This is a genomic window from Oceanispirochaeta crateris (genome assembly GCF_008329965.1).
GTDB classification, from domain to species: Bacteria; Spirochaetota; Spirochaetia; order DSM-2461; family DSM-2461; genus Oceanispirochaeta; species Oceanispirochaeta crateris.
In genome coordinates this window covers 1,152,819-1,170,591 of sequence record NZ_CP036150.1, presented here as the reverse complement: position 1 = coordinate 1,170,591, position 17,773 = coordinate 1,152,819, and the positions used below count along the sequence as shown (strand labels likewise).

The following is a 17,773-nucleotide window of genomic DNA, read 5'->3' as shown; positions in this document are numbered from 1 at the left end:
CTCCTTAAGTCCATTCCAAAACGCGTTTTAATTTCTCGGGATCAAGACGAAAGGCCGATCCTTTCCCTTCCAGGAAGTGGTGTTTTTTAAGCAAATGCAGGGAAAGTGATGAAATCATGATAGACTCACCCTGCTTTATGTTACGGATGACCGTCGTAATCTTCCTTTCAATTCCGTCTTCAAATGGACACGGCAGGTGTCCCCGGGCCTCACTTGTCTGAACAATCCATTTTTCATCTACCGTAATGGGTTCTCCTAATCCGTTACGACCCTCTTCCATCATGTCCTTAAGAGTCTGCACAACATTGTCTATATCGATTCCATGATGTCTCATCAGTTCTTCTGTCTCTACGATCATATCCTGAAGAGGTCTTGTATCCTCACCAAGAAATCCGTCTGCAGTAATCACACCAGGAGCCATATTTTCCTGTGCTTTTCTCATATTCGGCGACATTTTCATAATAAATCCTCCAAAAAATCAGGCAAAGCTGTCGTAATAGATCTTTTCAAGAGGTATGCCATTGCCTGTCATCACATTGTTGCAGGCATTGATCATACCGGGACTACCGCATAAATAGCCTTCCATATCTTTATCTGCACCAATCGTATTCTTAATAAATCGATCAAGGACATCGGTAATGAGACCAGTTTCTCCTGTCCAATTATCTTCCGGTTGTGGCTCTGAAAGGGCCGGAACAAAGTGAAACCAGGGATTTTCTTTGGCCATAGCATACATCTCATCCATATAAAACATGTCTCTTAGAGAACGGGCACCAAAGAAGTACCACACATCCCTGTGTGTAATATTACTGTCAATCATATCGTGCAGAATCGATTTAAAGGGAGCCATTCCGGAACCACCGGCAACACAGAGCATGATGGAATCGGTAGAAGATCGTCTAAAATCACCGAATGGTCCAACCAAGCCCATTTTATCCCCTTCTTTGAGGTGTTCATGAACATAGGTTGTGGCAATACCACCAGGAACCAAACGAATAAGGAGTTCTACACGATTATGATCCAGTGGTCTGGATGACATGGAATAGGCCCTCTGAGTGGTTCCTTTGATTTTATCGTAGGGGGGCACCACAATCTGAATATACATGCCGGAATGGAAGGTGATCGTTTCATCTCCCAAATCAAATACAACTTCCTTAATGTCATAAGTGACATCTTTAATGCTCACGACGGTAGCATCAAATTGTTTAACATTAAAAAGTTCTTCTGGAATGTTGATAGACAGATCTGATTTAACCTTGACCTGACAGGAGAGACGAATCTTATCTTTTATCTCTTCTTTCGTAAGATATGGTGTTTCAGTGGGTAAATGAGGACCAATATCGGTCTCTACCTGACATTTACAGGCTCCACAACTCCCTTTCCCTCCACATGCTGAGGGAAGATAGATACCTTCAGATGAGAGAAGAGACAAGAGTGGCTCCCCTCCCTTCACCGTTAATACCTTAGTACCATTATTGATATCAATCTGGCACTCACCATAATTGTTGACGATTCTATCTATGACGGCGATTAATGCCGCTAACACTGCTGAGAGACAGGCTATTGTTAGAGGTGCAATCAAAAAACTCACGCTACATACTCCTAGATTTATTGATCTTACTGAACATTCAGCATGCCGGAAAATCCGACAAACGCCATAGCCATGAAACCTATGGTGATTAATGTGATTCCCGGACCTTCAAGTCCTGCCGGGACGGGTGATTTTTGCAGTTTCTTCTGTATGGCTGCCAATGCCATGATTGCCAGCCACCAGCCTAAGCCGGAGCCAAAGCTATAGAATAAAGTCTGTATCAAGTTATAGTTTCTAATTTCTATAAAAAGGGCTACACCCAATATGGCACAGTTTACAGTGATAAGAGGCAGGAATATTCCCAGAGACATATAGAGTCCAGGAGACACTCTGTCTATAACCATTTCAAGTATCTGAACTGTAGCGGCAATGACGATTATGAATACGATATATCGCAGATAAAGCAGATTCATCGGTATCAGCAGGTAATTCAAAATAGCCCAGTTGATAACAGCTGTAAGGGTTAATACCACTGTCACAGCCATTCCCAGTCCATTAGAAGACTTTATATCTTTGGAAATGGAGATGAATGAGCACATCCCCAGAAAGTTAGCCAGCAAAATATTGCTGGTGAAAATTGAGGCAAACAGGAGAATGAAGGGATTTATATCCGGTGTCATTTCGCGGCTCCTTTCTTCAGCATTATGGATTTAACGATCCACAGGAAGGTTCCCAGTAGGAAAAATGCACTGGGAGCCATAACCATGATGGTCCATCGTGTAAAAAATTCAGGAAGAACAGGGATTCCGAAAAGGGTTCCAAAACCCAGTAGCTCTCGAATGGAGGCTATGATCATCAGAACCCACATATAGCCCAATCCTGAGGTTACACCGTCCCAGAAAGACAGGAGAGGTCCATTGGCCTGTGCGAATGCTTCTGCCCGTCCCATGATAATACAGTTGGTAATGATCAGACCCACATAGGGCCCAAGAGATTTACTGACCTCTGGCATGTAGGCTCTCAGAAGGATATCTACAATGATCACGTAGAATGCAATGATGAGTGTCTGTACAATCATCCTGACTTTACGTGGAATGAGTGATTTTAATAGTGACACCGTTACATTTGTCAAAGCCGCTACAAAGATCAAAGCTACGGTCATGATAAATGTGTTGGTCAAATTGTTTGTGACTGCCAGAGTGGAGCAAATTCCCAGGATCTGTACAAAAACCGGGTTGTTGTGCCACACATTGTTTTTTAATATTTCCGAAGGGCTTATTTCATTCATTTGCTGCTCCTTTCGGTTGTAAAGTTTTTGATTTCTCTATTCACGATGTTCTCCATAGAAGCACTCGTCAGAGAGGCCCCTGTGATTCCGTCTACCGAGGAATTACTGCTGTCTTCGTCCTGGTTTCCGCTTCCTTTAAGAACCTTGATTCCCTCAGTTCCGATTTTTTCATCTCGAAATTGTTCTTTAAACCATTCTTCGTCAATACGTCCTCCCAATCCAGGAGTTTCGTTATGGCTGATTATATCCAGACCAATAATCCTATCCAGGGATTCATCTACGGCGATGATTCCTGTGATTGTTCCCCAAAGACCACTGCCGCTGAAATATCGAATCAAAACAGGTTCTCCCTCAATTTCTGTTTGAAGAAGATCTCCTGGCTGGGGGACTATATCAAAGCTTTTTTCATAAACCGTGGCAATATTATTGTCATCCTCAGGAAGTATATCCAAGACTTTTAATACTGACTTCTGAATGGATATGAGATTATTTTTTTCTACAAGATCCTTTGTAGCTCCATCTGCCAGAGACAGAAAGAAAACAAAAAAGAAGGCAACAAGAAATGAGAATATGATTGTATAGATTAAACCGTTTTTATTCATTTCTGAGCTCCTTTACGGGGAGTGAACCATTCATCAAAGAGGGAGGCAAAGGTATTCCCCATCAGAATTCCGAAACTTGTACCTTCCGGAAAAAGTGAAAATATTCTCACAAGACAGGTTACGCTTCCTATCACAATTCCGTAGAGGTATTGTGCCTGATTTTTCTTGGGTCCAGTCACAGGGTCGGTAGCCATAAATACAATGACAAAAAGGACACTGCCGGAAAAAAGAGATTCCATTGGAGGAAAAGATGATGAGGCTCCCATAAAGAACAAGGCCGTAGAAAGAGCCATAAAACTAACAAGTGTAGAGACGATAATTCTCCAGCTGGCTGTTTTGGTATAAATGAGATAGATTCCTGCTATGATGATGAGAATCACCGCACTCTCTCCCAAGGAACCGGCTCTGACACCAAGAATGAGATCCTTCAAGTCGGGGATCACATTGCTCCGCATCAGTCCCAGCGGAGTGGCTGTTGATACAGCATCTACACCATTGGTTCCAAATCGACCGGGTGTCATCCACGCGCTGGTCATGAAAGAGGGAAAACTAATGTATACGAACAAACGACCTGTGATTGCCGGGTTGAAAATATTTCTTCCAAAGCCTCCAAAGATACACTTCCCAAAGAGAACACCGAAAATAATTCCGATGACGGCTACCCATAATGGAACCATGGGCGGCATAGATAACGCATAAAGAGCAGATGTGACCAGTACTGCTTCTGAGACTTTCTTTCCTCTTGTTTTCATATACAGATATTCTGTAGCTGTTCCCGCCAATAATACGACGGCATGAATAATTAAGGATCGCAGTCCATAAAGGTAGACTGAAAAGATCATAATCGGTATGAGTGAATAAACGACTCTCCGCATCATGATTTGTTTTTGAAACACGAAGGACCCCCTGATAAGTTATTATTTTTTTCAATATATAATGTGTATTAGATCTTTCGATTACATACAATATATATAATAGTTTGGAATTGAATTAAAATGCAAAAAGATTCAATCATTTTTTATCATATATTAGTGGATAACCAGTATATAATATTTTATTATAGAATAAGGAGAGGGAAAAAATGGCAAAATTTGCAAGAATCCTTGAAATAAAAAATAATCGCGCACTCTTAGGTCTTCTAAATGACGGAGGTAGCTGTGGAAGTGGTACCTGCGAAGGGTGCAGTTGTTCCTCTGGTATGCAGACCATGACATTGACCTTACCGGAGTCTTCAAACTTTAAGGTAGGTATGGATGTTGAGATGATAGCACCCAAGACTCTTTCAATTGACTGGTTCCTACTCATAATACTTCCCGTACTTTTAGTTGTTACGGTTTCATTTCTTCCTCAGCTGGTTGGATGGCAAGCCGATGAACAGACCCGGAATCTATGGGCCATGGCCGCAGGATTCCTAGGTTTTCTGCTCTCTGCCGTTCTGCTGAAATTATTAAGAAAAGACCAAACCATCGATCTTGTAGAAATCAGCAGAACTCCAAAGTCTTAACCTTTCAATGGCATGCACTCGAATACTTGGACATATCCACCCAGTCAGCATCGAGATCTGATTGGGGAATACGGCCACGTCGATACAAACCGGGATTTCCCATATCCAGAAATGGTTCTATTTTCTCCCAGGATAACTCTGTTTCTTCGGCACTGACAAAAAGAGTTTGATCCCCTTTCAATGCATCATGGAGGAGTTTCTGATAAGCTTCGGGTACATTTCCTTCATAGGATGAGGAGTAGCAAAAATCCATATCTGTTGTCGTGATGTCCCTATCAGTTCCAGGAATCTTTGTAGAATGGTCAATAATTATGGAAGAGTCTGGCTGGATCTGAATCAGTATCTTGTTCTTTTCAAGCTCATCATTTTCGTTAAATAGAAGCCGGGGCACTTTCTTGAGTGTGATGGCAATCGTTGTCATTTTCTCTCCAACGGCCTTTCCTGTTCTAATATAAATAGGGACACCTGTCCAACGAAAATTATTGATTTCCAGCTTCATCTCTGCGTAGGTTTCAGTTTCTGAATCAGAAGGTATCTTGGGCTCTTTCTGATAGCCTTCATACTGTTTTATTTTGCATTCTTTTATTTCAAGTGCCTTTAATATAGCCATCTTTTGTAATCTTATCTCTTCCGGTTTGAGAGAAACCGGGGCCTCCATCGTCAATAAGGCCAGGAGTTGAAAGAGATGGTTTTGTATCATATCCCGTATAATTCCGGAACTGTCAAAATAATCTCCCCTTGATTCGACACCCAACTCTTCAAAGGCCGAAATCTGGATAGATTCGATGAAGCCGTTATTCCAAACAGGATAGAATATATTATTGGCAAAGCGGAATACCAAAATATTCTGAATGCTTTCTTTTGCCAGGTAGTGATCAATTCTATAGATCTGTTTTTCACTGTAATACTGCTTCAACTTTATGTTTAATTCTCGAGCGGTCTTTAAATCTGTCCCAAAGGGTTTTTCGATGATAAGCCTGACATTGTCTCTGAATCCCTGTTTATGCAATTGTTCGGCTGTAGAGCCATACACTCTGGGTGGTAGAGCCATAAATACGATGATCTGGTCAAATTTACCCATGGAAAGGACTTTGTCATAGAGCCCTTCCATCCCCTGATGATAATGAAACATATTACGATAGGGCGCTGTTAGCCCTATTTTGTCTCTAAAAGTCTCATCTGAGAATTCAGACCGGCCATTCCCAAGGACACTGCAGTTTTTTTCAATGATTCCCTCTTCATAGAGTTTTACTATGGCGGGTATCAGCTTTCTGTGAGCAAGGTCTCCCGAAGCTCCCATAATGACGATTGCCGATTTTCTAATGGACATATCAGGCTCCCTGGTTTTTTTTATTCTGTAGTTTGGCCCATGAGTCTTTTAATGCAACAGTCCTATTGAACACTGGATGATCCGCACTGTGATCCTTAGAGTCCGCACAGAAGTAACCCTGTCTCAAAAACTGAAATGTTTTTCCAGGTTCTGCAAGAGCCAGAGAAGGTTCAATGATACACTCCGTCTTCGTCACAAGAGACTCAGGATTTAAATAATCTTTATAATCTTTTCCCTCTTCCATATCATCCATATTTTCAAGGGTAAAAAGATGATCATAGAGTCTCACTTCTGCCCGTATTCCTTTTGCAGCAGAGACCCAGTGAAGAGTCCCCTTCACTTTTCTACCATCTGGAGAATCACCACCCTTTGTTTCAGGATCGTAACTGCAGATCAACTCAATCACGTTTCCATCATCATCTTTGATCACCTCATCACAAGTAATAAAATAGGCATGTTTGAGCCGGACTTCTCTACCCGGTGAGAGTCGGAAAAATTTCTTGGGTGCATCTTCCATGAAGTCGTTGTGTTCTATGTATATTTCACGTCCGAAGGGCAGCATCCTCTCTCCAGCTTCTGGATTCGAAGGATTATTTTCACCTGGCAGTTCTTCAATCTGTCCTTCTGGATAATTGCTTATGGTCACTTTCAATGGATCCAGCACAGCCATGGCCCTATCTGCGCTCAGGTTCAGTTCTTCTCTGATGATGTACTGCAAGAAGTTAATATCAACCAAGCTGTTTACCTTGGAGACCCCTATTTCCCGTGCAAACCGGCGTATGGATGCAGGAGTATATCCCCTTCTACGGAACCCCGACAAAGTAGGCATTCTGGGATCATCCCATCCTGAAACAATTTTTTCGCTTACCAGTTCCAGGAGCTTTCTTTTACTCATGACTGTATAACTCAGATTCAAGCGGGCAAACTCTATTTGTTTTGGATGACAGGGAGCCGAAACATTGTCCAGAAACCAGTCATATAATGGTCTGTGGTTTTCAAATTCAAGGGTACAAATGGAATGGGTGATTCCCTCAAGGGCATCTTCAAAACCATGGGCAAAGTCATACATGGGATAGATATTCCATTTATTACCTGTTCTATGATGAGATTCCTTCCGAATACGGTAAATGGCAGGATCTCTCATGTTCATATTCTGGTGGGCCATATCAATTTTAGCCCTGAGGATACAGGCACCTTCTTCGAATTCGCCTTTTCTCATTTTTTCAAAAAGATCCCTGTTTTCCTGAACCGTTCTGTTCCGATATGGAGAGTCGGTCCCTGGTTTTGTGGGAGTTCCCCTGTTTAGCCTCATTTCTTCGGCGCTCTGGGAGTCTACATAGGCTTTTCCTGAGTCAATGAGCTCGAGAGCCCAGTCATAAAAATTATCAAAATAATCGGATGCAAAAAAGATCTCAGGATTAAAGCCAAGCCATCGAACATCTTCGATGATAGAATCTACATATTCCTGTTCTTCTTTTGTTGGATTTGTATCGTCAAATCTAAGATTACACACTCCATTGTAATCCTGGGCAATCCCGAAATTGAGGCATATGGATTTACCATGACCAATATGAAGATAGCCATTTGGCTCCGGTGGGAAGCGAGTGTGGACTTTTCCTTCATTCAAACCTTTTTCAAGATCTTCATTTATTATCTGCCGGATGAAATCCGGTCCTTTTGCTTTTTCTTCTGTGTGATTCATACTTGCAGCAGCCATAGTCTACCTCTTTAAAATTTATCAGTGTTCATCCTAACATAAAGATATTTTTACTGGTAGATCCCCTATTCATATTGCCTCTTTCTTATGCGTCTTTTTTCACGAATAATCCCTTCAGACTTCACCATCTCTTCGAGCCATGTATCGGCTTCTTCTCGGGACACAAAATATCGGGAATGAATTTTCCTATTTGATTTATCGGCTAAAGAGCGATCACTCTCCTCTATATTGGGAGATGTAAAAACCCAGACTCCTTTATTTTGATAACTTTTGTAGTGAATAGAAAACACCTGGGTCAAGTTGACATAGGTACCGTCATCAATTTCAATAAACATGAATGAACCTCCGATTCAGGACATTTTTAAATAAAATGTAATATACTAATTCTAATAAAAAATCAGTTTTCCGCAAGGAATGGAGCATGAGTATTGTTTTACTAGACGCAAGCTCTCTAGGCGTCGATCTGGATTTATCTCTTTTTAGCAGTATGAAAGACTGTCATATTTGGCCTAATACAATGAAAGAGGATCTGGTCACCAGGATTAGAAATAGCCGGATACTGGTTTCTAACCGAGTATTACTGACAAAAGAAGCCCTTTGTCAGGCTGAAAAATTAGAATTAATTGCCTTAACGTCCACAGGATTTAACAATGTCGATATCGATTACTGTAGGCAGAGAGAGATCTCCGTGGCGAATGTCTCATCCTATTCAACAGAAAGTGTGACTCAGCACTGTTTCTCAATGCTTTTGTATCTGTTGGAACAAACCCGTTATTATGATGATTATGTCCGTCAAGGCCTATACAACACAGGCGGGATATTTGCCGATGTCTCCAGACCTTGGTTTGAAATCAATGGAAAAGTCTGGGGAATCATTGGCATGGGCAGCATTGGAAGGCGGGTCGCACAGGTCGCCGCAGCCTTTGGGGCAAAACCTGTGTACTACAGCACTAGCGGGGCTATGAGAGAGGAAAACTTTCCAGAGCGTTCTTTGGCAAACCTCTTATCAGAGTCAGATATCGTTTCTGTTCATGCTCCCTTAAATGACAAAACTCAAAATCTCATGGGTGAATTACAATTTCGCTCCATGAAAAAAAGGGCCTTCTTTTTAAACCTAGGACGGGGTGGAATTGTAGACGAAAAGGCCTTGTACCATGCTCTAAGGGAAGGTTGGATTGCCGGGGCAGCCCTGGATGTTCTGGCGAATGAACCACCTTCTGACACAAATCCCCTTCTTAAACAACTGGGTAAAAATCTTTTAATTACGCCACACAATGCCTGGGGAAGCATTGAATCAAGACAGACCCTGATTAAGGAAGTGCATCAAAATGTAATGGCTCATCTCAGGGGAGAAAAGAGAAACCTGATTGTATGAAGATCGGCCTGTAGGAGAGTTTCCACTTGAGCTGGCTATTCAATGATTGTATTATAAGTTCATGAAATATAAACTGGAAACCATTCCCGTCTGGGATGCCTTGAAAGAGGACACTGAGTGTCCCTTTTGTTCTCTCAAAGAAATAGCTGAGAAGCGTTACTTAAAATATTATCTTGGTAATTCTGCCATGAATCCGGAAACGCGGGTGGAATTGAATAAGACGGGTTTTTGTCCTGATCATTTTAGCCAACTCCTCAAGGAAAGGAACCCACAACACCTGGGACTCATCACTCATACCCATCTGCAGGATTGGTCTAAAGATCTGGATAAAAGATTTCCGGCGGAAAAGTCGGGACGGAGTTCATTTTTTTCCACAAAAAATACTGATGCCATTGAATTCAAGACTCAGAATGATTCCAGAATCAAAGATTGTCTGATCTGTGACAGAATAGACAAAACAATCAAACGCTATACCTTTACAACATGCATCCTCTGGAAGAAGGATGAAGAAGAATTTCGACGTTTTTTATCTGAAAGTAAAGGATTTTGCATCCCCCATGAAGGGGATTTACTCCTCATGGCTGAAGAAGTTTTTAAAAAATCTGAAAAAAATGATTTTTTCAACGAGATAAAAGATATTCAGAAAAAAAGTTTTCAAAGACTTGAAGAAGAGTTGGCCTGGTTTACACAGAAATTCAAGGCTGAAAATAACAGCAAACCCTGGGGATCCTCCGAAGATGCTCACTACAGGGTCATTCAAAAATTGACTGGGAAACGGACTGAGCATTAATTCTTGAGTCCTAATAAAAAAAGACTGAACTGGTATCTTTACCGGTTCAGTCCACTTATGCAATTTACAACAAATCTTTAGGATTCCAGCTCATTCAAGTAACTCTTCATTTTTTCAATGGCGTTCTTGAATTCGTCCAGTTTTTCCTTCTCCTTCTGTATCACCTCATCAGGAGCATTGGATGTAAATCTTTCGTTTCCAAGTTTCTTCTTGGTAGAATCAAATAATTTTTCATTTTTGGCAATATTCTTTAAAAGTCTGGCTTTTTCCTTATCAACATCAATCATCTCTCTGATATACAGATAAGCTTCAAATGTTTTTCCAACAGCAGTAACGGATCCACTCCTATTTTCATCACCCAATAACCCAAAATCATCACAATGGATAAGGGAAGAAACTAACTCCCCTTCTGATGTCAAAAAGTCGACCAGAGATGCATCATCAGTCTTTACACGTACCTTTATACTCTTTGCTGGTGGAATATTGAACTCACTGCGGAAGGATCTGACAGATTGAACAAGATCCTGAAGTTGTGAAAATTGATTTTCAAGTTCGGGGTTATTCATTTTTTCATCAACCTGGGGAAAATCAGCAATGATCAATGGGCTGTTAACGCCGGGTAGCTTCTGGTAAATCTCTTCTGTGAGAAAAGACATGAAGGGGTGAAGGAGTCTTAAAGATTTATTCAGGACATCCAAAAGGATGGATACGGCTCTATCTTTTTCGTCATTGCTGTTGCTATAAAGATATAGTTTTGTTGCCTCGACATACCAGTCGCAAAAATCATTCCAGAAAAACTCGTATACACTGTGGGCCATATCGTCAAAGCGGTAGGCATCCACAGCTTTGTTGACGTTTTCAACAGCTTTATTCAATCTATGATAAATCCATCTATCAACGGTATTCAGAATTTTATCATCAATATCAATGAGAGAACGCCCTTCGAGGTTCATAAGAATGTACCGCGATGCATTCCATACTTTATTGCAGAATCGGCTTCCCAGCTTGATGTCATCCATATCCAGAGGAATATCCTGTCCCTGGGCTGACAGATAGGCCAAAGTAAATTTCATGGCATCTGCACCGTACTGATCGACAATATCTAGAGGGTCAATGCCATTTCCGAGAGATTTGGACATTTTTCGTCCGCTTTTGTCTCTCACCAAAGGAGTGATGTAGATATCTTTGAAAGGAGCTTGACCCATGAATTCTTCAGAAGCCATAATCATCCTGGCGACCCAGAAGAAGATAATATCATAACCGGTGACAAGGGCCGTTGTGGGGAAAAACTTTTCAAGGTCAGAGGTTTTCTCAGGCCATCCCAGAGTAGAAAAAGGCCACAACCAGGAACTGAACCAGGTATCTAGAACGTCGGGATCCTGAACTAGATTCTTGCTACCACATTTAGAGCATTCTACTGGGTCTTGTCGTTTAACCAGTATTTCACCGCAGTCTGAACAGGTCCATGCCGGGATTCTATGACCCCACCAAAGCTGTCTTGATATACACCAGTCTCTGATGCCTTTGAGCCAATGTGAGTAGGTATTTTCCCATCGTTTGGGGTAGAATCTGATTCGATCCTCCTCCCAGGCTTTCATGGCTTTATCGGCCATTGTATCCATTTTTACAAACCATTGATCCGACATATAAGGTTCAATAACCGATTTACATCGATAACAATGACCTACCTTATGGGGCTGATCTTCAATTTTTGTGAGAAATCCGCCCTCTTCCAGAGCCTTTATGGTTGCTTTTCGGGCTGTGATTACATCCATTCCTCTATAGGGCTCGGGAACATTATTGTTGAGTGTCCCATTGTCATTGAGGATATTAATACGCTCCAAGTTATGGCGATTACCGATATCCCAGTCGTTGGGGTCATGGGCGGGCGTTATTTTTACAGCGCCTGAACCGAATTCCCGATTACAAAAGCTGTCTGTTATAATTTTTATTTTACGATCTGTCAGTGGTAGATCTATCATTTTCCCAACTACTGAGCTGTACCTGTCGTCTTCGGGATGTACGGCCACTGCTGTGTCACCAAACATGGTTTCCGGTCTTGTTGTGGCAACTTCGATAAAACCAGATCCATCACTGAGCGGGTATTTGACATGATGAAGGGCGCCCTGCTCTTCTTCATGGTCCACCTCATCATCGGCCAATGCGGTGCCACAGGAGGGACACCAGTTTACAAGGTATTCACCCTTGTAAATGAGTCCTCTTTCATGAAGGGTCACAAATACTTCACGAACAGCACCGGAAAGACCTTCATCCATGGTAAACCGTTCTCTTGACCAGTCACAGGATGCTCCGATTTTTTTAAGCTGTCTAGTAATAATGCTGTGATGCTCTTCTTTGACTTTCCAGGTTTCTTCTATGAATTTTTCTCTACCTAGAGAATGTCTTGTGAGCCCCTTTTCCTTGAGCCTGCGTTCTACAACATTCTGAGTGGCTATCCCGGCATGATCAGTCCCGGGAACCCAAAGAGTGGGACGGCCTTGCATTCTCTGATAACGGATGAGAATATCCTGGAGAGAATTATTCAATCCATGACCCATATGGAGTACGCCAGTCACATTGGGAGGTGGAATGACTATGACGAAGGGCTCTTTACTGTCATCACCACCAGGTTTGAAATACCCACCTGTTTCCCAGTATTGGTAAATTCTGTCTTCGAAATCACCGGGGTTGTATGTCTTTTCAAGTTCAATAGCCTTCATTAGCCCTTCCTTAGAATCTTTTGTGCATATTACCAAATATAATAGACTCTTTTCAATCTATCTTAGAAAAGAATCACAAAGGAATCCTGCAGATAATTCTGTTTATTCAATTATCCAAATATGTTACATTTATAACCTATTTAGTTATTAAACAGTAGATGATCAATGAGGTCTATGATGATGCACAATTCTGAGTGTTTTTTTGATGATATATCTGAAATGAGAGGTATCCTCTCCCGGGGAAAGTATACCTCTTTGGCCTTGTCTGACGGAAATGACCCCTATATCATTACTCTCAGTTTTGGTCTTGATCCTCAGGAGGAGACTCTTTATTTATACGGTTTAAAGACGGGCACTAAAATTGACTTCCTTAAGAGCAATTCTTATGTTTGCGGCACAGTCATCCTTGAAAAGGAAGACCTGGATAGTCAGAGTGGACTAGTGTATGAATCCCTCGTATATAGAGGACTCGTTGAAGTCTTGCATAATGCTGAAGAAAGAATGAAAGCTTTGAACTGCATTGCAGATAAACTCTATGATGCACCCTCGGATAAGAAGAGTTTTGCCCAGAAGATCACGGATAATCTGGACAAAGTCTTAATCATGAAATTAATAATTGATGAAATGACAGGTCGAAGAAATAGGACTGCCTTATCAGATTTTTCTTAACAAAAGAGATTGTACTGATCGTTTGGGTACATAATGCACTTCATTGTCATCTCTGTAGTATTTGACATCCGATTCCTCTTTCACATCGACGATGACTCTCTTTTCCAAAGGGTATCCAAAGGCAATTAAAAACTGAATTTCATGCTTGTCATCGAGCTCTAGGAGTTCTGTGATTTTTTTCTTATCAAAGGATCCGAGGATGCAGGATCCTATGCCCTGTTCCATGGCATATAACTGCAGAGTCTGGGCCACAATCCCCGAGTCCCAGGCTGCATTCCCACTAATGCTTTTATCTAGAATCATGGCAATATAGGCCTTAGGCCTCTCATTTGTTTCTGGTCCATCCCAATTCTTCAAGGCACCAGCCCAAAGGAGGTTCGGAAATAGCCGACTCATGAAATCCTGATCATCAATTGTTATGTATTTTAAGGGTTGACTGTTTCGGGCTGAAGGACAAATCCTCGCAATCTCAATCAGGGAATCCAGAAAATCCTGAGGCAAGTCTTTTTGATCGAATCTTCGGCAGCTTCTTGTCATTTCTACCAGTTGATTAAATTTCATTGGAGCTCCTTATCTGTATGAATTACGCCTATTATGCCTAAAAAAAGCCCCCTTTAAAAAGGGGGCTTTTTGAAAAATTATTTCTTTTTCTTCTTTTTTAGTTTGCTTTGACGTTTCTTTTCTGTTGCTTCTGCAATTTCATCAGCACTTTGCTTGACTGCTTCTGCAGCTGTTTTCTCAATGACCTTAACAGGATCAGCCTTTTTCTCAGCTACAGCCTTGGTGGCTGAAACTTTATTTTTGACATTTTTGGCTGCCTTGTCATGCCATCCAAGAAGGATGGTTGAAGCGATGTAGAGTGATGAATAAGTACCTACGATGATACCTACAATCAAACTCAAGGCAAAAGTCTTGATCGTTCCAATACCAATGACATAGATAAATAAAACGGCAATGAATGTTGTTATAGACGTAATCAGAGTTCTGGATAGAGATTGAGAAATTGAGATATTAATCACATCTTTGAAACTCTTTTCTTTGACCATCCTTGTATTCTCCCTGATTCTATCAAAGATAACGATGGTATCGTTCAAGGAATAACCAATGATTGTAAGTACCGCAGCGATCGTGGCAGTGGAAAATTCCAGCTGCATGACCCCTATAAATCCTGTGAGGAAGAGGACGTCATGAATAATGGCGATAATTGCCGATACGGCATAGTTTAACTTAAAGCGAAACCAGATATATATCAGAATTAAAGCCATAGCCACTATGGTTAGTAAAATAGTCTGACTCGCCAGATTCCCGGCAAAACGGGCATCTACAAACTCAGTAGACTTTACGGTCACCGCTCCGGCACCAAAGGCGCTTTCCAGTGAATCCATAATCAGCTGTTCCATTTCTACTTGAAAGTTATCATTACTTTCATCTACACCGGTTTTTATCATATAGTCCATTGATTCACCGGAACCAACAGTCTGTACCTGCAGGGAATGAATCTCAGACAGGGCATCTTTTACATCGTTGATAGATTCAGCACCTTCGATGTTGATCTGCTGATTTAAACCGGCTCTAAAATCAATACCAAAGTTAAAACCACCCTGGGCAAATGTTCCTGCCCAAAAAGCGATAATAAGAAAAACAGAGATTGATAAGAATATGAATCTGTTCTTAGTAAAGTTAATTACTTTTTCCATTATTTGAGCCCCCAGGAAATGCTGATTTTGTCTTTCCCTAGGACATCGGTACCGAAGTCAAAGATCAGACGGGACACAAATATAGCCGTAAAGAGTGAACAAACTATACCGACGGCCAGGGTTACTGCGAATCCCTGGATGGGTCCCTTTCCAAGTTGTGAAAGAAAAATTGCAGCTATAAAAGTTGTAATATTGGCATCCATAACAGTCCAGAACGCCTTTTTGAACCCTGCTTCTACAGCAGCCGATCTGGATTTGCCCAAACGCAATTCTTCTTTGATACGTTCAAAGATAATTACATTGGCATCAACAGCCATACCGACGTTTAGAATAATACCGGCAATACTTGTCATGGTGAGTGTCATGTTAAAAGATGACAAGATGGCAACAATGAATATCAGGTTCAGAATCAGAGCTATATCGGCTATGAGTCCAGCACCCTTATAGTAGATGATCATAAAGATAAAAACGGCAATGAATCCTAGCATGATGGCCTTTAAACCGGCATCAATAGCATCGCTTCCGAGGGATGCACCTACTGCATTTTCATTGATAATTTTTAGATCAACAGGAAGAGCTGCCGTTCTTAAAACCAAGGCCAGATCATTGGCTTCTGCCGTTTCAAATCCAGTGATTCTAACAGAATCCCTTATAGGTTCTGAAATACGTGCGGCAGCCTTAACTTTATCATCCATGACAACAGCCAGGGTGTTTCCAGTATTGTCTGAAGTGAATTTGTAGAAAATCTCTCCGCCTTCTGCATCCAGATTGAAAATTACATTTGGCTGGCTTGTAATCTGGTCTGCAATGACCTGTGCTTCCTGAATGTGCTGACCATCGAGGCCAACTTCTTCCTGAATTACAACATAGCGCTGAAACTGATCGATCCCATAATTGTCTTTCTTGTAAAAACCATAGACTAATAATCCTGCTTCTAGGACGCTATCATCTGCAGGTCTTCCGTTTTCAAAGGTTTCGCCGGGATTTTGTGCTGCATATTCAATCATGCGGCTAGTGGCGGCATCGTCAACAATATGAAAGTTTAACTGACCCTTACCCATTAGGAAGGAGTTGACTCTTTCTGGGTCTACTTCACCGGGCACTTCAATCAAAATCTGGTTGTTAGACTGTTTTCTGATTTGTGGTTCTGTTACACCAAATTTGTCGATTCTGTTATTAAGAATCTCCATGGCAAGGCTTAAGGCTTCTTTCATATCATCTTCAGTGGGAGTTCTGTCTAGTCTGGCAGATAAACTATCAGTATCCGCTTCAACAACTACACTCATTCCACCAGAAAGGTCTAAACCGAGCATAAGAGTTTTATTCTTAAGCGCTTTCAGGTTTAGAATGTCATCTCTATAGTATTCTTCCAGAGTTTTAAAGACTTCGTTTCCCGATTGAAATCCTGTCAGAACGGTCTGAACAGTCCAATTTTTTGGCATATCAAGTTTTTCAAGTTTGTAATTTGCTTTTGCCGCTTTGATGAGAAAACTGATATTCTCTGGAAGCTCCTCATCGGGGCTGTCCTTAACGAGCTCGACCAGTGTTTCAAGGTCTTTCGACGCTTCAACTTTGGCATAATTTCTAATCTGTTCCTTGGAGCCGTTAGCAAGGATTTTCTTTTCTTCAGGGGTGTTGAAGTACCATTGTACAGTGGGAAACAAAAAATATGCCCCCATTCCCAAAAAGAAAAGAACGACGACGAATCTCAATCGTTTGTTCATTAAAATCTCCGGTAGCTATAATTATTTTTTTTCTTCTTCGATTGCTTTTTTGCTGTCTTTCTTGCCTTTTTCATTTTTGGGCTCAGCTACTGCATTCAAAACTGTAGAGATGGCAGACTTGTTAATTTCAAGCTTACACTCATCATCAACTTTGATTATGACAGTTTCTTCTTTGACAGCATGGACAGTACCCCGAATTCCACCAATAGTGATGATTTTATCGTTTTTCTTAACGGCTTCAATCATATTTTTGGTTTCTTTCTGTTTCTTATTTTGAGGTCTGATGATAAGAAAATAGAAAATACCTATTACAAGTGCGAAAGTGACAAGACTCGTAGTCATGGAGCCGCCGGTAGAACCGGAAGATCCTCCTGCAGGCATCCCCATCAGGAGAGCCAGTCTAAAATTATCCATAAAAATTTCCTCGGAATATAAAAAGATTGGGTAAAATTATCACATAAAATGAATAACCGTCAAGAATGATTAAATACGTTTGACTCTTGTAATTTTATCAGGAACCCGGAATACACCAAAAAGTCGTTTTAACTCCTCGATAGATTTATAAGAAGATTTACTGGCTTTATTATATGCTTCCAATACCATTTCCTGTTCATGAACATTCTCATCGTACAGGGCCTTACTGAACGCGGCTTTGTATAGACCAAGTTCAAGAAGTGTCTCAATGGGAGTCCCTGGCTTCTGCAGTTTCTTATCTGCTATTGCAGAATTTCCGCTATATCCAATGGTACTGACAAAATCATCTCTTTTCAAAACAGTATCTCCTTTTTCCATTTTCTGACTAAGAATTCATTTTTGTAAGCAAAAA

General features: G+C 41.2%; 19 protein-coding genes. 4 read left to right on the top strand and 15 right to left on the bottom strand.

What is annotated here, in order from left to right; genetic code table 11:
* Positions 1 to 4: 4 nt before the first annotated feature.
* The 6 genes from EXM22_RS05325 to EXM22_RS05300 are packed head-to-tail and all read right to left on the bottom strand — an operon-like array spanning position 5 to position 4,317.
* Positions 5 to 442 (bottom strand): hypothetical protein, encoded by a 438-nt coding sequence (locus EXM22_RS05325; RefSeq protein WP_246157079.1) that lies wholly within the window; start codon positions 440 to 442, stop codon positions 5 to 7.
* A gap of 36 nt (positions 443 to 478) precedes the next feature.
* Entirely contained in the window at positions 479 to 1,591 is a 1,113-nt protein-coding gene (locus EXM22_RS05320; protein WP_149485516.1) for an NADH:ubiquinone reductase (Na(+)-transporting) subunit F, read from the bottom strand.
* Positions 1,592 to 1,617: 26 nt separating this feature from the next.
* Positions 1,618 to 2,211, bottom strand: coding sequence for an NADH:ubiquinone reductase (Na(+)-transporting) subunit E (locus tag EXM22_RS05315; RefSeq protein ID WP_149485515.1), 594 nt, complete (start codon positions 2,209 to 2,211; stop codon positions 1,618 to 1,620).
* Positions 2,208 to 2,819 carry an NADH:ubiquinone reductase (Na(+)-transporting) subunit D gene (locus tag EXM22_RS05310; RefSeq protein ID WP_149485514.1) on the bottom strand — a complete coding sequence of 204 codons (612 nt, stop codon included), beginning with the start codon at positions 2,817 to 2,819 and terminating at the stop codon, positions 2,208 to 2,210. The genes EXM22_RS05315 and EXM22_RS05310 overlap by 4 nt, the downstream gene beginning before the upstream one ends.
* Positions 2,816 to 3,421 carry an FMN-binding protein gene (locus tag EXM22_RS05305; protein ID WP_149485513.1) on the bottom strand — a complete coding sequence of 202 codons (606 nt, stop codon included), beginning with the start codon at positions 3,419 to 3,421 and terminating at the stop codon, positions 2,816 to 2,818. Before EXM22_RS05305 ends, EXM22_RS05310 begins: the two co-directional genes overlap by 4 nt.
* Positions 3,418 to 4,317, bottom strand: a complete 900-nt coding sequence (locus EXM22_RS05300) for an RnfABCDGE type electron transport complex subunit D (protein WP_246157078.1) — start codon at positions 4,315 to 4,317, stop codon at positions 3,418 to 3,420. The genes EXM22_RS05305 and EXM22_RS05300 overlap by 4 nt, the downstream gene beginning before the upstream one ends.
* A gap of 185 nt (positions 4,318 to 4,502) precedes the next feature.
* On the opposite strand from EXM22_RS05300, the gene EXM22_RS05295 reads away from it, so the two are divergent.
* Positions 4,503 to 4,925, top strand: coding sequence for a SoxR reducing system RseC family protein (locus EXM22_RS05295; RefSeq protein WP_149485512.1), 423 nt, complete (start codon positions 4,503 to 4,505; stop codon positions 4,923 to 4,925).
* 4 nt (positions 4,926 to 4,929) lie between these two features.
* Here EXM22_RS05295 and zwf read toward each other — a convergent pair whose 3' ends face one another.
* The 3 genes from zwf to EXM22_RS05280 form a co-directional block, all read right to left on the bottom strand.
* On the bottom strand, positions 4,930 to 6,255 hold the full coding sequence (gene zwf / locus EXM22_RS05290; RefSeq protein ID WP_149485511.1) for a glucose-6-phosphate dehydrogenase: 1,326 nt from the start codon (positions 6,253 to 6,255) through the stop codon (positions 4,930 to 4,932).
* 1 nt (position 6,256) lies between these two features.
* Positions 6,257 to 7,972: a glutamine--tRNA ligase/YqeY domain fusion protein gene (locus EXM22_RS05285; protein ID WP_246157077.1), complete on the bottom strand. Its 1,716-nt coding sequence runs from the start codon at positions 7,970 to 7,972 to the stop codon at positions 6,257 to 6,259.
* Positions 7,973 to 8,037: 65 nt separating this feature from the next.
* Positions 8,038 to 8,307 carry a hypothetical protein gene (locus EXM22_RS05280; protein WP_149485510.1) on the bottom strand — a complete coding sequence of 90 codons (270 nt, stop codon included), beginning with the start codon at positions 8,305 to 8,307 and terminating at the stop codon, positions 8,038 to 8,040.
* Positions 8,308 to 8,393: 86 nt separating this feature from the next.
* Between EXM22_RS05280 and EXM22_RS05275 the strand changes: the two genes are divergently transcribed.
* The gene (locus EXM22_RS05275; RefSeq protein WP_149485509.1) at positions 8,394 to 9,347 is read left to right on the top strand and encodes an NAD(P)-dependent oxidoreductase; all 954 of its coding nucleotides are present in this window, start codon (positions 8,394 to 8,396) and stop codon (positions 9,345 to 9,347) included.
* Between the two features lie 61 nt (positions 9,348 to 9,408).
* Positions 9,409 to 10,137: a DUF6062 family protein gene (locus EXM22_RS05270; protein WP_149485508.1), complete on the top strand. Its 729-nt coding sequence runs from the start codon at positions 9,409 to 9,411 to the stop codon at positions 10,135 to 10,137.
* 77 nt (positions 10,138 to 10,214) lie between these two features.
* On the opposite strand, the gene EXM22_RS05265 is transcribed toward EXM22_RS05270, so the two are convergent.
* On the bottom strand, positions 10,215 to 12,857 hold the full coding sequence (locus EXM22_RS05265) for a valine--tRNA ligase (RefSeq protein ID WP_149485507.1): 2,643 nt from the start codon (positions 12,855 to 12,857) through the stop codon (positions 10,215 to 10,217).
* Positions 12,858 to 13,031: 174 nt separating this feature from the next.
* Between EXM22_RS05265 and EXM22_RS05260 the strand changes: the two genes are divergently transcribed.
* A complete protein-coding gene (locus EXM22_RS05260) occupies positions 13,032 to 13,526 on the top strand; it encodes a pyridoxamine 5'-phosphate oxidase family protein (protein ID WP_168203358.1) in 495 nt (164 codons plus the stop codon).
* Here the strand turns inward: EXM22_RS05260 and EXM22_RS05255 are convergent.
* The 5 genes from EXM22_RS05255 to EXM22_RS05235 form a co-directional block, all read right to left on the bottom strand.
* Entirely contained in the window at positions 13,512 to 14,087 is a 576-nt protein-coding gene (locus tag EXM22_RS05255) for a nitroreductase family protein (protein ID WP_149485505.1), read from the bottom strand. The genes EXM22_RS05260 and EXM22_RS05255 overlap by 15 nt on opposite strands.
* 77 nt (positions 14,088 to 14,164) lie before the next feature.
* A complete protein-coding gene (gene secF, locus EXM22_RS05250; RefSeq protein WP_149485504.1) occupies positions 14,165 to 15,223 on the bottom strand; it encodes a protein translocase subunit SecF in 1,059 nt (352 codons plus the stop codon).
* A complete protein-coding gene (gene secD / locus EXM22_RS05245) occupies positions 15,223 to 16,947 on the bottom strand; it encodes a protein translocase subunit SecD (protein ID WP_149485503.1) in 1,725 nt (574 codons plus the stop codon). Before secD ends, secF begins: the two co-directional genes overlap by 1 nt.
* Positions 16,948 to 16,968: 21 nt before the next feature.
* The gene (gene yajC, locus EXM22_RS05240) at positions 16,969 to 17,361 is read right to left on the bottom strand and encodes a preprotein translocase subunit YajC (RefSeq protein ID WP_149485502.1); all 393 of its coding nucleotides are present in this window, start codon (positions 17,359 to 17,361) and stop codon (positions 16,969 to 16,971) included.
* Positions 17,362 to 17,430: 69 nt separating this feature from the next.
* Positions 17,431 to 17,718, bottom strand: a complete 288-nt coding sequence (locus EXM22_RS05235) for a hypothetical protein (RefSeq protein WP_149485501.1) — start codon at positions 17,716 to 17,718, stop codon at positions 17,431 to 17,433.
* Between the last annotated feature and the right edge of the window lie 55 nt (positions 17,719 to 17,773).

Excerpts from the sequence above, each read along its gene's own strand:
- secD (WP_149485503.1), bottom strand. The coding sequence starts at position 16,947 with ATGAACAAACGATTGAGATTCGTCGTCGTTCTTTTCTTTTTGGGAATG.
- EXM22_RS05260 (WP_168203358.1), top strand. The coding sequence starts at position 13,032 with ATGATGATGCACAATTCTGAGTGTTTTTTTGATGATATATCTGAAATG.
- EXM22_RS05315 (WP_149485515.1), bottom strand. The coding sequence starts at position 2,211 with ATGACACCGGATATAAATCCCTTCATTCTCCTGTTTGCCTCAATTTTC.
- EXM22_RS05325 (WP_246157079.1), bottom strand. The coding sequence starts at position 442 with ATGAGAAAAGCACAGGAAAATATGGCTCCTGGTGTGATTACTGCAGAC.
- secF (WP_149485504.1), bottom strand. The coding sequence starts at position 15,223 with ATGGAAAAAGTAATTAACTTTACTAAGAACAGATTCATATTCTTATCA.
- yajC (WP_149485502.1), bottom strand. The coding sequence starts at position 17,361 with ATGGATAATTTTAGACTGGCTCTCCTGATGGGGATGCCTGCAGGAGGA.
- EXM22_RS05265 (WP_149485507.1), bottom strand. The coding sequence starts at position 12,857 with ATGAAGGCTATTGAACTTGAAAAGACATACAACCCCGGTGATTTCGAA.
- EXM22_RS05285 (WP_246157077.1), bottom strand. The coding sequence starts at position 7,972 with ATGGCTGCTGCAAGTATGAATCACACAGAAGAAAAAGCAAAAGGACCG.
- EXM22_RS05275 (WP_149485509.1), top strand. The coding sequence starts at position 8,394 with ATGAGTATTGTTTTACTAGACGCAAGCTCTCTAGGCGTCGATCTGGAT.
- EXM22_RS05295 (WP_149485512.1), top strand. The coding sequence starts at position 4,503 with ATGGCAAAATTTGCAAGAATCCTTGAAATAAAAAATAATCGCGCACTC.
- EXM22_RS05280 (WP_149485510.1), bottom strand. The coding sequence starts at position 8,307 with ATGTTTATTGAAATTGATGACGGTACCTATGTCAACTTGACCCAGGTG.
- EXM22_RS05255 (WP_149485505.1), bottom strand. The coding sequence starts at position 14,087 with ATGAAATTTAATCAACTGGTAGAAATGACAAGAAGCTGCCGAAGATTC.
- EXM22_RS05310 (WP_149485514.1), bottom strand. The coding sequence starts at position 2,819 with ATGAATGAAATAAGCCCTTCGGAAATATTAAAAAACAATGTGTGGCAC.
- EXM22_RS05270 (WP_149485508.1), top strand. The coding sequence starts at position 9,409 with ATGAAATATAAACTGGAAACCATTCCCGTCTGGGATGCCTTGAAAGAG.
- EXM22_RS05305 (WP_149485513.1), bottom strand. The coding sequence starts at position 3,421 with ATGAATAAAAACGGTTTAATCTATACAATCATATTCTCATTTCTTGTT.
- zwf (WP_149485511.1), bottom strand. The coding sequence starts at position 6,255 with ATGTCCATTAGAAAATCGGCAATCGTCATTATGGGAGCTTCGGGAGAC.